Below are 13,969 nucleotides of genomic sequence, written 5' to 3'. Positions count from 1 at the left end.
CGCTCCCCAACAGCGCATCGCCAAAGGGAGATTTCGGGCTGCATGGCCGCCCGGTCCAGTCCAGCATTCCGGCGCCCGCTTCCCCCTTAAATCGCGAACGAGGGTATCAAGGGCCGAACCAACAACAGCGCGAAGGCAATGAGCGCCGCGCCGGCGATTGTATCTGCTATCTTCCTGCCGCCGCTCAGCCGCCTGCCCAGCAACAGCCACATCGATCCGGTAATTGCCGTGATCATAAGCAGCGCGATCCAAGCGATGCCCCGCGCGGCTGCTTCGATGTCCATCGGCACGATGGCCACGCAATAGATGAACGCCTTCGGATTGAGGACGGTGGTTGCCACGATGGAAATGCCACCACCGTTCCCGGTTGCGTCGTCGCGTTTGACGGCGATCAGGCGAAAGCCAAGTATTACGAGCCATGCAGCGGCAACCAGTTGAACCATCTGGATGGTGCCAGGCGGCACCAGGGAACGCAGGGAAAGCCAGAAGGCTGCCGCGATCCCGTATCCGCATGCCTGCGCGACAAGGAGCGTAGCGGCGTTCCCTCGCTTGACTGCGCCCGCCGCCAGAAGAGCATTGGTTGGCCCCGGCGCGGCAAAAAGCAGGAATGCTTCCAGAAAATGCAGATTATCCAAACTGCCTGCCTCGTATGCGAACCTGTCAACGACAGCAGTCCACTTGAGCAGACTGTCGTCAAAAGCCTCCTGGACCGTCAGCTCGTCGCAAGGGCGAAATCGTCCGTCGCCGGCTGGAACAAGGGCGCACCGCAGCAGCCAATCCGGCTACGGCGTTGGTGTTCCATCAACGGATAGATTGCAACCGGGCGATCAAATCGCCATTGCGGCAATAGGCCGGCGGGTGATCCGCATGCGCCGTCTGATCAAGCCAGGTCGCGCATTCCTCCTGGTGGCGGCAGGACCGGCACCGGTCCACCGCGCGATTGGTGACGGCGACGTGATCCGCCACGACTTTCAGCGGCCTGTCGACGCCCAATTTCTGCATCATGCGCCCCATCAAGGCCGTTCGAGCATCAAGTCCAATCAGATATTCGAGAAAGTTCATATCGTCACACTCCTCAGACAGCAATCATTGCCATGCCAAGCGGCGTGTGACGTTGATCTCCATCAACGAGGGCCGTTCCGTTCCGGGAATTGCTTCCGCTGGACAAGGCCACCTTCTCGCCCAGCGCAGTCAGCGCTGAATACAGCGTGGCTCGCCTGGATATGATGACTTCGGTAAAGCCGCCGTCCTGGCCTGCGGTCCCAAACATAGCGCCAATGCCCGCGGTCAGCGCCATCGCCAGCGCTCCCCAAAAGGTGACCCGAGCGGTGGCCTTCAATACGTTGGCGCCGCCCGCCCGCGCGCCAATCGCGCCCAGCACCGCAAGGAATAGCAGCGATGCAATCGAGACTGCCGCAACCAGTCTCGCGGGTGGCGCAAGCATCACCATTGCCAATGGCATGATCGCACCGATTGAAAACGCCGCCGCCGAAGCCAGCGCCGCCAGGATCGGTCGTGCAGCGGTAATCTCGGAAATACCAAGCTCGTCGCGGGCGTGTGCGCTAAGCGCGTCCTTGGCCATCAATTGGTCAGCCACCTGCAACGCCAATTGAGGCCCCACGCCGCGATCGATGTATATCTGGGCAAGCTCCTGCCTCTCGAACTCGGGTTGCGTCGCCTATTCGTCTCGCTCACGGGCGAGATCCGCCTTCTCGGTATCGGCCTGGGAACTGACGGATACATATTCGCAGGCCGCCATCGACATGGCGCCTGCCACCAGGACGTTGGTCGTGGTGGCGTTGGCGGCTGCAACCCCGATGATCAGGCTGGCCGTCGAAACGATGCCGTCAAGCGCAGGAATGCAGCTTCATTGCTCCCTGATCGGAACAAATACCCTGATCCAAGTCAAATGGCTGCGCCGATTCGCCCGATGCGACCCTTTTCGCGGGCCAAGGCGCGCTGACAGCCAGCTGTCAGCTAACTCATGAGATATTGTCGCGAGAAGGCATGCAACGGTCCGGCCGCTGCGCCTGAAGCCAGGATGCAATTCTTATGAAACAAATCGCCTTATCGCTCTTCGTGATCGCCTCATCAGGCGCCTATGTCTGGGATCAGGCAGGCACAGCGCCGGCCAACGACCTGATCGATGCGGACGGTGCCGCCAATGCCGTAACGCAGAGCACTCCGCAGCCATTCGTTCCACAGGCGTCGGCCGATCCGGTCGCAGAGCCAGCGGCGTCGCTGCGCAAAATTCCCCAGAATGCGCAGCGGGAGCCGACTCCGCTGAGGCCGATTGATGCCAGAGCGGACAACACGGCAGCCGTTGCAGCCGCTCCAAAGCCGGTACTTGCTCCCAGCCCGCCGCAGGCCGCGAGGCTTGCGCCTCCTCCACCGAAGCAAAATCCCGCGCCGGCGATTGCCGAGGCGCGCATGCCGGATGCACCAACGTTCGCGGTGACGCCTGCGGTCTATATTCCAATCCCGCAGCCGAGGCCGGCATACCCGCAAGCAACCGCGCGCGTGATTCATACCGGGATGAAGGTCGCGGCCCACGGCTATACCGACGGGGTCTACACCGGCCCCGCGGCCGACGCCTACTACGGTATCATCCAAATCCAGGCGCTCGTCCAGGGCGGCCGCCTGACGGCGCTCAAGGTACTGAAATACCCCAATGACCGCCGCACCTCCATCAGCATCAACCGGCAGGCATTGCCCATGCTGCGCGATGAGGCGATCAGCGCGCAAAGCGCAGATGTCGACATCATCTCGGGCGCCACGCTGACCAGCAGGGCCTTTATCCAATCACTGGGCGGCGCCTTGAAGAAGGCCTCATCGTAATTTCATGCGCGAGACGAGAATAATGATGGGCATGCCCATTACCGTCGACCTCGGCCGCTCGGCTGGCGACCTCGGCGGGCAGGTCTTCGACTATTTCGACGATGTCGACCGGCGTTTCAGCACTTACCGTCAGGACAGCGAGATCTCGGCCATAAACCGGGGCGACATTCCGGTTCGCGACTGGAGCGGACAGATGATGGACGTGATCAGGATTGCGGAGCAAACCAGAAGGGAAACTGCCGGGTATTTCGACATCCACAGGCCCGACGGCGCGCTCGACCCCTCCGGCATCGTCAAGGGCTGGGCCATCCGCAACGCAGCCGAAATCGTCCGTCGGGCGGACGTCAGCGACTTCTTCATCGAGGCGGGCGGCGACATCCAATCCTCCGGCAGGAATGCGTCCGGTCGAGACTGGAGCGTCGGCATCCGCAATCCCTTCCAGGCGAATGAGATCGTCAAGGTGGTCTATCCGCGTGGACATGGCGTCGCCACTTCCGGCACATATGCGCGCGGGCAGCACATCTACAATCCCCGCGCGACTCATGACCCAATCAGCGACATCGTCAGCCTGACCGTTATCGGCGCCGATGTGCTCGAGGCCGACCGCTTCGCCACAGCCGCCTTTGCGATGGGCAGGGACGGCATCCTCTTCATAGAGCAGACGCAAGGGCTCGAAGGATATCTCATCGACAGCAACCGCCGTGCGACACCGACAAGCGGCTTTGGAGTCTTCTGCCAGCCATGATCAAGACCCTCGACCGGCTTCTCGACCACCTCACGATGTATCGGCTGGTTCTCTACTACCTGGTGGCGCTGCTGGGCGCCGCCTTTGTCCTGGGCTTCCTGAACCTTGTGCCGCATGATCCGAGAGAGCTCGCCTTTACGACCGCCCTGGTGCTGGCCACCTGCTGGATCACCAACAAGGTCTTTGCACGTATCTTCGAGGTTCCGGCCAATGGCGAGTCCGTCCACATTACCGCGATGATCCTGGCGCTCATCCTCGATCCGATTGCCGCCACCGATGCCAAGGCCATCGGCGCCGTGGCACTCGCCTCGGTCTGGGCGATTTCGTCGAAATACATCCTGGCCGTGGGCAGGAAACACCTGTTCAATCCGGCCGCTCTGGGCGTTGCCTTGACAGCGCTGTTGCTCGATCGTCCCGCCACATGGTGGGTGGCGGGAAGCCTCTGGCTGCTCCCCCTGGTGCTTGTGGGCGGCGCTCTCGTGGTGCGTAAGCTGCGTCGGCTCGATCTCGTGGCCACGTTCGTCGGGGTGGCGCTGGCGACGATACTGGCAACCACCGACCCGTCTCGATATGGCACCGCTCTCGCGGAGACCTTCGGTTCGTCGCCGTTGCTGTTCTTCGCCTTCGTAATGCTGACCGAGCCGCTGACGGCGCCCACGACGCGCTGGGCGCGCATCGCCTTCGCCGGCGTCGTCGGCTTTCTGTTCGCACCCAACGTCCATATCGGCTCGTTCTATTTCACACCCGAACTCGCTCTCCTGGCGGGTAACCTCTTCGCTTACGCCGTGAGCCCGAAGGGTCGGTTTGTGTTGACTTTGGAGCGCATCGAGCAAACAGCCGTCGACAGCTACGACTTTATCTTCAGGTCGCAGCGAAAACTCGCTTTCCAGGCGGGCCAGTACCTTGAATGGACGCTTGGCCTCGACCGTTCCGACAACCGCGGAAACCGGCGCTACTTCACGGTCGCCTCATCGCCTACCGAGCAATCGGTGCGGCTGGGCGTCAAGTTCTATCCGCGGTCGAGCGCCTTCAAACGGGCGCTGGGCGGCATGAAACCCGGCGCCACGATCCACGCTGCACAACTGGCCGGCGATTTCACGCTTCCCTCCGATCCGAAGACCAAGATCGCTTTCCTGGCAGGCGGCATCGGCATCACGCCGTTCCGTTCGATGCTGCAATATCTCATCGATCGCAAGGAAGCGCGGCCTGTCGTCGTCCTCTATGGAACAGAGAGCCAAGACGACATCGCCTATCGCGACGTGCTCGACTCCGCGCGGCGCAAACTGGGCATAAGAATATTCCACGCCGTGGCCAAAGGCGCGGTGGGGGGCCAGTATCCCGGCTATATCGACGCGCGCCTGGTGCGCCTCACCATGCCCGACTACCTCGAACGCATCTTCTACATCTCCGGGCCGCAGAGCATGGTCAAGGCGGTGCGCAAGAAGCTTCTGGCAATGGGCGTTCGCCGCTCCAGGATCAAGGTCGACTACTTCCCCGGATTTGCCTGAACGCCGCTCACCCATGCCGCGGCAGGTGGATGGTCACCGCCAGACCGGAATAGGCGTTGGCCATTTCGAGGCGGCCCCCATAGGCTTCGACGATATCCGAAACGATCGCCAGGCCGAGGCCGCTGCCGCCGCCCTTGCTGTCGAGCTGAACCCCGCGCAACAAGGCGGCATCCCTGGCGGCCTCGGGAATGCCCGGTCCATCATCGACGACTTTGATGATCACCTCGCCGGCGCTCGCGGATGCGCTCACATGAACCAGGGATTTCGCGAAACGCGTCGCGTTTTCCACCAGATTGCCGAGAATCTCGGATAGGTCGCCTTCATCGACCGGCGCCATGAAATCCTCGGCGGCATCGATCACGAATGAGAGCTGCTTGCCCCTTGGCGTGCGTTTGACGACAGCGACCACGCCGCTCGCCACGTCTCGGACAAGGCACGCGGCATCGCCGGAGACGCCAGGCGCCAGACGAGCACGCGCCAACTCCCGCTCGACATGGCGGCGAATTGCGCTCGCGCTCTTCTCGATTTCGTCGGCAAGCTCGCTTTCGCCCTTTTTTCGTAAAGTCCGGATATCGGCGGACAGGACCTGCAGGGGCGTCTTGAGGCCATGCGCAAGGTCAGTGGCGCGCGAGCGCGCGCGAGAGAGGGCTTTCTCCTGGGCGTCGAGCAGGCGGTTGATTTCGTCGGCAAGTGGCTGCACCTCGCTCGGCGCGGCCGCGCCAAGCCGCGCCGTCCGCTGCGCAATCACGTCTTTGACGGCGACCCTTAGGCCTTCCAGCGGCGCCAGGCCAACGGTGATCTGGATGAAGAAAGCCCCCATCAGAGCAGACGCGAGCACAATGAGCGCCGGCGCAAGATCACGAACATACTCGCCAACGGAAACTTCCACGTTGCGATGGTCTTCCGCCACGACGGCGCGAAAGGCCCGCCCGTCGGCGTCGGTGATCGTGCGCATGACGGCAACGGTGAGCTCGCCGCCCGGCCCCTTGAGTTCTTCCTTCAGCAGTTCGCCATTGGCTGCCTGTTGAGGCAAGGCCAGCGTTGCATCCCACAAGGAACGCGATCGAACGAGGCTGTGGGTAGCCATATCCTCCACTTGCCAGTAGTGGCCAGACAGCGGACTGGCGAAGCGTTGATCGGCCAGCGTCGAGGCCACCGAGAGCCGGCCATCGGCTGTAAAGCTCGTCGCCCCAATCAGTTCATTGAGATCGACCGTCAACTCACTGACGACACGCCTCTCGACGTTCAGTTCAAACAGATAGCGAAGGCCGACACCGGCGATGGCAAGGGCGATGACAATCGATATCGCCGCGGCCGACCAGAGCCTGAAACGGATAGAATTGCGCATCAATCCGACCCGTCGGGCACGAAGTAACCAAAACCGCGTCGTGTCTCGATCACATCATTGCCGAGTTTCCGTCGCAGGCGCGCCACGATGACCTCGATCGTATTCGGGTCGCGTTCATTGTCGGAACTGTACAGATGCTCGGCAAGTTCAGTCGACGCGACCACGCGGCCGGCATGATGCATCAGGAACGCCAGCAGCCGGTATTCCAGCGGCGACAATGCCACCGGAACGCCGCGAAGCAAGATGCGCATCTGGCGTGTATCGAGCAGCAAAGGGCCTGATTTCAACACCGGAGCGGCCTGCCCACTTGAACGGCGCAGGATGGCTCGCAGCCGCGCCAGCAGCTCCTCCATTTCAAAGGGTTTGGGAAGATAGTCGTCGGCGCCCGCGTTGATGCCTTCCACGCGCTCGGTCCACAGCCCCCTCGCCGTCAGGATGAGGACGGGAAAGCGGCGGCCATTGGCGCGCCAGCGCTTCAGCACGGTAAGGCCGTCGAGCTTCGGCAGTCCAAGGTCAAGAATCGCCGCGTCGTAGTTCTCGACATCGCCCGCAAACCAGGCCGCTTCACCATTGTCCACGATGTCGACGGCCATGCCCGACGCCTTCAAAACCATCGCGATGTCGGCCGCGATGCGTGGTTCGTCTTCAGCCACGAGGATCTTCATTTGTGGTCGCCTTCACCGCCCAAAACACCGCCCGCGCCGGCATCGACATCAATGATCCGGCGCCTGCCATCGGCAGCGACCACCTGGAACCGATAGATCCACTTGCCTCCGGCGCGAATGAGGTCGATCGCAACAATCTCACCGGGAGCCTTGGCGCGGACAATGGCCATGATATCGGCGAGGCCCTCGATTTCGCCGCGCTCATAAAGATCGCGCGCCCGATCGTGGTCATCGTCGTCATCCTGCGCCCTGACGGACAATGGCGCGGCCAGCACAAGTGCGGCCACGCCCAGAGCTGCCAGGCTCATCGACACGGTTTTCATGGAAAGGAGCTGTCGCATGCGGAAGCTGTCAAACCGCTGTCAATCATTGTCAGCCGGCGGCAAGGACCACGCCTCTATCAAGGGCCATCGCGCCCGATGATGGGTGCGCAGAGAAGGATACGAAACCATGCGCAATTTTCCTGTCTTGCTTGTCGCCCTTGGAGGCCTGACCGCCTTTGTCATACCCGCTGCCGCGGAATCCGACCACGGATCATGCGCAACCGCGTCCGCCACTTCTTCGGCAACAATCGACCTTGAGGCCATCCCCATGATGAGCGCCACTGGTCCCAAGTCAGTCAAAGGTGTCGGCGACGATGAATGCAGCGACGGCAAGACTGTATCCGGCGCCCGCGGTGATCGGGAAGACGAGAAATTCGGGGACAGCGACGACTGACGGCCGATCGAGCGTCCACCGACCATTACCCACAATCCTCCTGGAGAACATCTGCAATGCCGGAAATTCAGCATATCCATCCCATTCTTGTGCATTTCCCTATCGTGCTCATGTACGTGCTTGTGGTCATCGACCTTGCCGCGCTCGCCAATCGCAACCCCGTGACGACGCGTTCGGGCGTGGGAACAATTTCCACCTTTGCCGCCGTCGCCGCAGGACTCTTTGCGGTCTGCACCTGGTTCTTTGGCGGCATGGCCCTCGACCACGCGGAGGCCGCCGGCTTCAGCAGCGATATAGCGGAAATCCATGAGGGCTTGGGCGAGATCAGCGCCTTGACCTTTCTGGGCTGGGGCCTGCTCCGGCTCGTGCTGTGGGTGAGAAATCGAGAGCTGGGTACGCTGACCTTCGCCATTCCCGCGATTGAAATAGCCGGCGCGGCCCTGGTCACCGTAACAGGTTATTATGGCGGGCAGCTGGTTTACGACCTTGGCGTGAACGTCACCAAGGCCGCGGTCGGAGGGTGACCTTTCGACGTTCGACCTCGATCCATCGCCACGCAAGAAGGGCATGCCTTCAGGCACACGCCTCGACGAACGTTCTGGACGGCTCCCTTGGTGATGAGGAGCTGTTCATGTGCGCTGTCCTGCACGACGATGGACAAGCGCTTGCGAACAAATTCGTAGGGGCTCTCGTCGTCGCCGGGAACGATCTCTTCGACATCGACAGTCCGTTCGAAGCTATCCCTAAGCACGGTGGCCTCGCGGGAGATCGCTGCTGCAGGACCTCCATCGCACGAGAGGCGCCATATTCCTGAGTGAAGCTTAAGACACAGCTGGCGAGCACGATCGCGCCGATGATCGCCGCTACATGACCTTCCCCGACGAACACTGAAACGGCGGCGGCAAAGACCAGGATCAGGACGAGTGGGCTGCGAAAATGGCGCGCGAATACAGCCAATGCCGATCCGCCGGACCGAGACGCCAGTGCGTTGCGGCCGAATTTGGCAAGTCGGATTGCCGCATCGACGCTCAGCAGACCGGAAGTCGAGGTCTTCAGCCGGCCGACCAACTCACTCGTTTCGAGCGACCAGTAGGCAGGCTCGACATGGCCGGAAAGGCGGCTGACCGGTCGCTTCTCATCTGGAACTTCCTCCAGCTGGTCCGGGCTATCTGCCGTTCTGGCCGCCATGGTCGCAAAGTCAATTCGAGAACAGGCGGCTGATGCCGTTCTCGCCAATCAGGGAGCGTGTGATGCCGCCAAAGGCCCATTCCCTGAGCCGGCTGTGGCCGTAGGCGCCGGAAACGATCAAATCGGCGTGGACCGAGCGAGCGAATGCCATCAACCCGTCGCCGTCGGCGGTACCGGCGAACACTTCGGTTCGCGCCATGATGCCATGCTGCTCAAGAAACACCGCGACGTCGGCGAGGCTGTTTCGAACGTCCTCTCCCGAAGCTTCTTCCATGGTGGCGACTACAACCTCTTTGGCCTCGGCAAGGAGGGGCAAGGAGTCGGATACGGCCCTTCGTGCCTCCCGGCTGTCCTTCCAAGCGACCAGGATGGTTTTTCCAAGCAGGTGTTCGGCGTTGCCCGCAGCAACCAGCACGGGACGACCGACCCCGAGCACCAAGCTTCCTATATCGAGTGCACGGAAGACGTCGTCGCCGCCATCGGCGGTCACGATGAGATCAGCTGAACGGGCCACCAGCCCTAAAGCGCGCGTCGGACCGCAAACATATTGTCTCCATTCGCTGCTGATGGAGTGCGGGACAAGCTTCTCAAAGGTGTCTCGCAGTTCAGCAAGACGCTTCTCGATCTCCTGCCGTTTGACCTGCATGACCTCGCCTTCATAGACCAGGCCTTCGCCCGTGGCCACCAATGGCGGAACGTCCGCGGCAGCGAAGCCGATGAGGTGAGCATCGAAGCGATGCGCCATTTCTGCCGCCAGTTTCACGAGAGGTCCTGGCTCTGCATCAACGGCCAAGTTGACGACAATCGTTTTGTAGGACACGCAGGCACCTCACAGAAAATAGGTGGGTCCCTAATGCTCCCTCGCGAGGCTAAGCACTTTGATGTGGGTCAAAATGACGGAGTGAGTTGTTTGCGAACGAATGCATGGGTGCTAAACCTGCCACCGGTAGTGCGTCTCAATGCAGGGCAAGATGTGACAAAGAAGGGGCCAGTTTCTTCCGCGGACGCAGTCGCCAAGTCGCCGGTTCCGTCAGTGCATCCGGCAAGGCATGACGATGTGCCCGGCCATCAGCTTCTCGCACGGATGTTCGACCAGACTCCTGGTTTCATGAGCTTGCTGAAAGAACCTGGCCATGTGTTCGAATTTGCGAACGCCGCCTACAAGCGAATGGTCGGAGAGCGGAAACTTATCGGCAAATCCGTGCGCGAGGCGTTTCCCGATCTCGAAGGTCAAGGCCTCTTCGAGCTGCTGGATCGCGTCTACGAAACCGGCGAGCCCTATGTGGGCCGAAGCGTGAAGGTCGTCTATCGCAACGTCGAAACAGGCGCTGCGGAGGAACGGATCCTCGACTTCGTCTATCAACCCGTCAGGGCGGCCGACGGCCAGATCACCGCCATCTTTGTTCAAGGCACCGACGTCAGCGACCTGTCGTTCGCCAATGCTGCGCTGCAGCTGCGGGAGGATCACCTGCGTTCGATCCTGGCGACAGTTCCCGATGCGATGATCGTCATCGACGAAAGTGCAAACATCCAATCCTTCAGCACGGCGGCCGAGATGTTGTTTGGCTACAAGGCCAGCGAGGTCATCGGGCAAAACGTCAAGATGCTGATGCCCCCGCCTTACCGGGAGGAGCATGACACGTATATGCAGCGCTACCTGAAGACGGGAGAACGCCGCATTATCGGACTTGGCCGAACCGTAACCGGGATGCGCAAGGACGGATCGACGTTTCCGATGGAACTCGCTGTCGGCGAAATGCATCCGGGAACAGGCCGCTTCTTCACCGGCTTCTGTCGCGACCTGACGGAACGCCACAGAACTCAGGCCAGGATGCAGGAGCAGCAGCAGGAGCTGCTTCACATGGCACGCTTCACCGCGCTTGGCGAAATGGCCTCGACATTGGCGCATGAGATAAACCAGCCGCTGACGGCCATCACGAACTACCTCAAGGGCAGCCGCCGTCTTCTCGAGAAAAGCAAGGACGAGAACGCCGCCATGCTGCAGGATGCTGTCGAGAAGGCTGCCGAGCAGGCCCTGCGCGCCGGCGACGTGATCCGTCGCCTCAGGGATTTTGTCGCCAGGGGCGAAAGCGAGCGTCAGATCGAACGTCTGCCAACGCTCATCGAGGACGCCTCATCGCTCGCCTTGGTCGGCGCCAGGGAAGCAGACGTGCGCGTCAGTTACGATCTTGACCCGGCGGCCGAGCTTGTTTTGACCGATCGAATCCAGATCGAGCAGGTATTGCTGAATCTGATGAGAAACGCCGTGGAGGCCATGCAGGGTATCCCCAGGCGGGAATTGCATGTCGTTACGGTGGCACGGCAGGATGGCATGGCTGAAGTTGGTGTGATTGATACGGGCCCGGGGCTGGCGCCGGAAGTTTCAGCCCAGCTCTTTCAGCCTTTCGTTACCACCAAAAAGCACGGAATGGGTGTCGGTCTGTCCATTTGTCGCACTATCGTCGAGTCGCACGGCGGTCGTATTTGGGCGGAAGCAATGCCCGGCGGCGGGACAGCGTTCCGATTCACTTTGCGCGCCGTGGAGAAGGATGAGGTCGCTGGTGGCTAATGATATTGTTCATGTGGTCGACGACGATGTCGACGTTCGCAAGTCGCTGGGTTTCCTTCTGGCGACAGCCGACTTTGCCGTGCGCCTCCATGAATCGGCAACGGCATTCCTGGCGACGGAACCGAAGGAGATCCATGGCTGCATCGTCAGCGACGTACGCATGCCCGGCATCGACGGCATCGAGTTCCTGCGGCAACTGAAAGCCCGGGGCCTCGACGTGCCGGTGATCGTGATGACGGGGCACGCCGACGTCGCCCTGGCCGTCCAGGCGATGAAGGAGGGCGCTGCCGATTTCATCGAGAAGCCGTTCGACGATCAGGTGCTTATCGATGCAATTCGCTCGGCCCTGGACCACCGCAGCCAGCCCGCCGCGGCACACCCACAATCGACGGAGATCAGGAAGAATCTCGCCACGCTATCGGAGCGAGAGCACCAGGTGCTGGAAGGGCTTGTTTCCGGGTTACCGAACAAGACGATTGCCTACGACCTGGGGATCAGCCCGCGCACGGTCGAGATCCATCGCGCCAATGTCATGAGCAAGATGGGCGCCGGCAGCCTCTCGCATCTGGTGCGCATGGCCCTGATCGCCGACCCCAAACATTAGTGCATCCCAGGAAGACGAGCAGGGGTTCTCCGCCCGAAGCCGCCGCGCTAAGGCGCGTTTCGAAGTGAAGCCACCTTATCTTCTCGGAGATGCCAGTCGCGCCAGTGGGTCGGCCGAATATCGACGCGGATACCGGTAACGGCATGCCGCCATCCCTCCCGGCCTTTTTCACAAGGAAATACAAGCGGATGTAAGCCTTCTTCATCCAGAACGGCTAGTTCGAGGCTGCGGCCAAACGGAGCGCTTGCTATTGGATTCCACATCCGGCCAGCGTCGGCGAAATTGCAGTTCCGCGCTTTGATTTGAATCAGTTTTTGGGCGGCTTGCGGCGAGGAGACCTGCCTGCAACGAGGCATCTGCGTGTCCCGTAATTTGACATAGCTCAAAGCGCGGACCGCTCCCTGCCCTTAGGTAGGCCGACCGTCGCAGATCGTGGCCGGCTTCTTGTACAGGACATTTCGACATGAACTACCAGCGGTTCTTCGAAGAAGCGATCGATCAGCTCCATGCGGAGCGTCGCTATCGTGTCTTCGCCGATCTCGAGCGTATCGCGGGCAAGTTTCCGCGCGCCATCTGGCGTTCGAACGGCCGCGCCGAGGAAATCACCGTCTGGTGCTCCAACGACTATCTCGGCATGGGCCAGCACGCGGATGTCATCGCCGCCTTCCAGAATGCGGCCGGCAAGATGGGTTCGGGAGCCGGTGGCACCCGCAACATCTCCGGCACGTCCAACCCGCTGGTCGAGCTCGAGCATGAACTCGCCGACCTGCACGGCAAGGAGGCAGCGCTGGTCTTCACGTCCGGCTTCGTCTCCAACGAAGCTTCGATCTCGACCATTGCGCGGCTTTTGCCGAACTGCCTGATCATCTCGGACGAGTTGAACCACGCCTCGATGATCGAGGGCGTGCGGCGCTCGGGCGCGGAAAAGAAGATCTTCCGCCACAATGACGTCGCGCATCTGGAGAGCCTCCTGCAGGCGGCGGGCCGCGAGCGCGCCAAGCTGATCGTCTTCGAAAGCGTCTATTCGATGGACGGCGACATCGCGCCGATCAGAGAGATCGTCGAGCTCGCCGAACGCTACAACGCCATGACCTATATCGACGAGGTCCATGCCGTGGGCATGTACGGACCGCGCGGCGGCGGCATCACCGAGCGCGAAGGCCTCGCCGACCGCATCGACATCATCCAGGGCACGCTGGCCAAGGCGTTCGGCACGCTGGGCGGCTACATCACCGGCACCAGCGCGGTGATCGACGCGGTTCGCTCCTATGCGCCGGGCTTCATCTTCACCACGGCGCTGCCGCCCGCGATCGCCGCCGCCACCACCGCCTCCATCCGCCATCTCAAGCAATCGCAGGCCGAGCGCGACGCGCAGCAGCAGCAGGCGAGCCGAACCAAACAGATCCTGGCGGCCGCCGGCCTGCCGGTGATGGACTCTCCGACCCATATCGTGCCGGTGCTGGTTGGCGATCCGGAGCTTTGCAAGATGGCGAGCGACCGGCTGCTTGGCGTTCACGGCATCTACATCCAGCCGATCAACTACCCGACCGTGCCGCGCGGCACCGAGCGGCTGCGCATCACGCCGACGCCGTTCCATTCGGATGCGCTGATCGCGCAACTGCAGGATGCACTGGTCGAGACCTGGGATGCGCTCGGCATCCCCTATGCCAGTTCCGGCCGTCCCGCTGTCGCCAAGAGCGACCGCATCATTCCGCTCCTGGTGAACAAAGCAGGCGGCTGAAATCCAAGGCCTAGAACTTGATCCGGAAGCAATGCGCGCGGGTTCC

General features: G+C 61.8%; 15 protein-coding genes and 1 pseudogene. 8 read left to right on the top strand and 8 right to left on the bottom strand.

Features of this window, described 5'->3' with window-relative positions; genetic code table 11:
- Positions 1–86 precede the first annotated feature (86 nt).
- The 3 genes and pseudogenes from AC1VON_RS09395 to AC1VON_RS09385 all read right to left on the bottom strand — a co-directional run.
- Positions 87–635: a hypothetical protein gene (locus AC1VON_RS09395; protein ID WP_172352562.1), complete on the bottom strand. Its 549-nt coding sequence runs from the start codon at positions 633–635 to the stop codon at positions 87–89.
- 166 nt (positions 636–801) lie between these two features.
- Positions 802–1,062, bottom strand: a complete 261-nt coding sequence (locus AC1VON_RS09390; RefSeq protein WP_483121680.1) for a DUF6455 family protein — start codon at positions 1,060–1,062, stop codon at positions 802–804.
- A gap of 193 nt (positions 1,063–1,255) precedes the next feature.
- Positions 1,256–1,861: pseudogene (locus tag AC1VON_RS09385) on the bottom strand (VIT1/CCC1 transporter family protein); the annotation flags it as partial.
- A 191-nt stretch (positions 1,862–2,052) separates the two neighbouring features.
- Between AC1VON_RS09385 and AC1VON_RS09380 the strand changes: the two are divergent.
- Genes AC1VON_RS09380 through AC1VON_RS09370 form a run of 3 tightly spaced genes read left to right on the top strand, consistent with a single transcriptional unit; the run spans position 2,053 to position 5,091 of the window.
- Positions 2,053–2,838, top strand: a complete 786-nt coding sequence (locus tag AC1VON_RS09380) for an FMN-binding protein (RefSeq protein WP_483121679.1) — start codon at positions 2,053–2,055, stop codon at positions 2,836–2,838.
- 25 nt (positions 2,839–2,863) lie between these two features.
- Positions 2,864–3,583 carry an FAD:protein FMN transferase gene (locus AC1VON_RS09375; RefSeq protein ID WP_246740840.1) on the top strand — a complete coding sequence of 240 codons (720 nt, stop codon included), beginning with the start codon at positions 2,864–2,866 and terminating at the stop codon, positions 3,581–3,583.
- Positions 3,580–5,091 (top strand): RnfABCDGE type electron transport complex subunit D, encoded by a 1,512-nt coding sequence (locus AC1VON_RS09370; protein ID WP_483121677.1) that lies wholly within the window; start codon positions 3,580–3,582, stop codon positions 5,089–5,091. The genes AC1VON_RS09375 and AC1VON_RS09370 overlap by 4 nt, the downstream gene beginning before the upstream one ends.
- Before the next feature lie 7 nt (positions 5,092–5,098).
- Here AC1VON_RS09370 and AC1VON_RS09365 read toward each other — a convergent pair whose 3' ends face one another.
- The 3 genes from AC1VON_RS09365 to AC1VON_RS09355 all read right to left on the bottom strand — a co-directional run bounded on the left by AC1VON_RS09365 (position 5,099) and on the right by AC1VON_RS09355 (position 7,427).
- Complete coding sequence (locus AC1VON_RS09365) at positions 5,099–6,310, bottom strand: sensor histidine kinase (RefSeq protein WP_483121675.1); 1,212 nt, start codon at positions 6,308–6,310, stop codon at positions 5,099–5,101.
- Between the two features lie 128 nt (positions 6,311–6,438).
- Entirely contained in the window at positions 6,439–7,104 is a 666-nt protein-coding gene (locus AC1VON_RS09360; protein ID WP_483121674.1) for a response regulator transcription factor, read from the bottom strand.
- Positions 7,101–7,427, bottom strand: a complete 327-nt coding sequence (locus AC1VON_RS09355) for a PepSY domain-containing protein (protein ID WP_172352569.1) — start codon at positions 7,425–7,427, stop codon at positions 7,101–7,103. The genes AC1VON_RS09360 and AC1VON_RS09355 overlap by 4 nt, the downstream gene beginning before the upstream one ends.
- A gap of 127 nt (positions 7,428–7,554) precedes the next feature.
- On the opposite strand from AC1VON_RS09355, the gene AC1VON_RS09350 reads away from it, so the two are divergent.
- Together AC1VON_RS09350 and AC1VON_RS09345 are read left to right on the top strand one after the other, a co-directional pair.
- The gene (locus AC1VON_RS09350; RefSeq protein WP_172352570.1) at positions 7,555–7,821 is read left to right on the top strand and encodes a hypothetical protein; all 267 of its coding nucleotides are present in this window, start codon (positions 7,555–7,557) and stop codon (positions 7,819–7,821) included.
- A gap of 56 nt (positions 7,822–7,877) precedes the next feature.
- Positions 7,878–8,345 (top strand): DUF2231 domain-containing protein, encoded by a 468-nt coding sequence (locus AC1VON_RS09345; protein WP_172352571.1) that lies wholly within the window; start codon positions 7,878–7,880, stop codon positions 8,343–8,345.
- Positions 8,346–8,394: 49 nt separating this feature from the next.
- On the opposite strand, the gene AC1VON_RS09340 is transcribed toward AC1VON_RS09345, so the two are convergent.
- On the bottom strand, positions 8,395–9,009 hold the full coding sequence (locus AC1VON_RS09340; RefSeq protein WP_483121671.1) for a cation-transporting P-type ATPase: 615 nt from the start codon (positions 9,007–9,009) through the stop codon (positions 8,395–8,397).
- A gap of 10 nt (positions 9,010–9,019) precedes the next feature.
- Positions 9,020–9,829 carry a universal stress protein gene (locus tag AC1VON_RS09335; protein ID WP_483121670.1) on the bottom strand — a complete coding sequence of 270 codons (810 nt, stop codon included), beginning with the start codon at positions 9,827–9,829 and terminating at the stop codon, positions 9,020–9,022.
- Positions 9,830–10,093: 264 nt separating this feature from the next.
- Between AC1VON_RS09335 and AC1VON_RS09330 the strand changes: the two genes are divergently transcribed.
- The 3 genes from AC1VON_RS09330 (at position 10,094) to hemA (ending at position 13,923) form a co-directional block, all read left to right on the top strand.
- A complete protein-coding gene (locus AC1VON_RS09330; RefSeq protein ID WP_483126297.1) occupies positions 10,094–11,578 on the top strand; it encodes a PAS domain S-box protein in 1,485 nt (494 codons plus the stop codon).
- On the top strand, positions 11,559–12,182 hold the full coding sequence (fixJ, locus tag AC1VON_RS09325; RefSeq protein WP_483121668.1) for a response regulator FixJ: 624 nt from the start codon (positions 11,559–11,561) through the stop codon (positions 12,180–12,182). Before AC1VON_RS09330 ends, fixJ begins: the two co-directional genes overlap by 20 nt.
- Positions 12,183–12,645: 463 nt before the next feature.
- On the top strand, positions 12,646–13,923 hold the full coding sequence (gene hemA, locus AC1VON_RS09320; protein ID WP_483121666.1) for a 5-aminolevulinate synthase: 1,278 nt from the start codon (positions 12,646–12,648) through the stop codon (positions 13,921–13,923).
- Positions 13,924–13,969 lie beyond the last annotated feature (46 nt).

Source organism: Mesorhizobium sp. HAY1-8B (genome assembly GCF_056868045.1).
The sequence above is the reverse complement of the archived record's forward strand: the minus strand, read 5'-3'. Positions and strand labels throughout refer to the sequence as shown.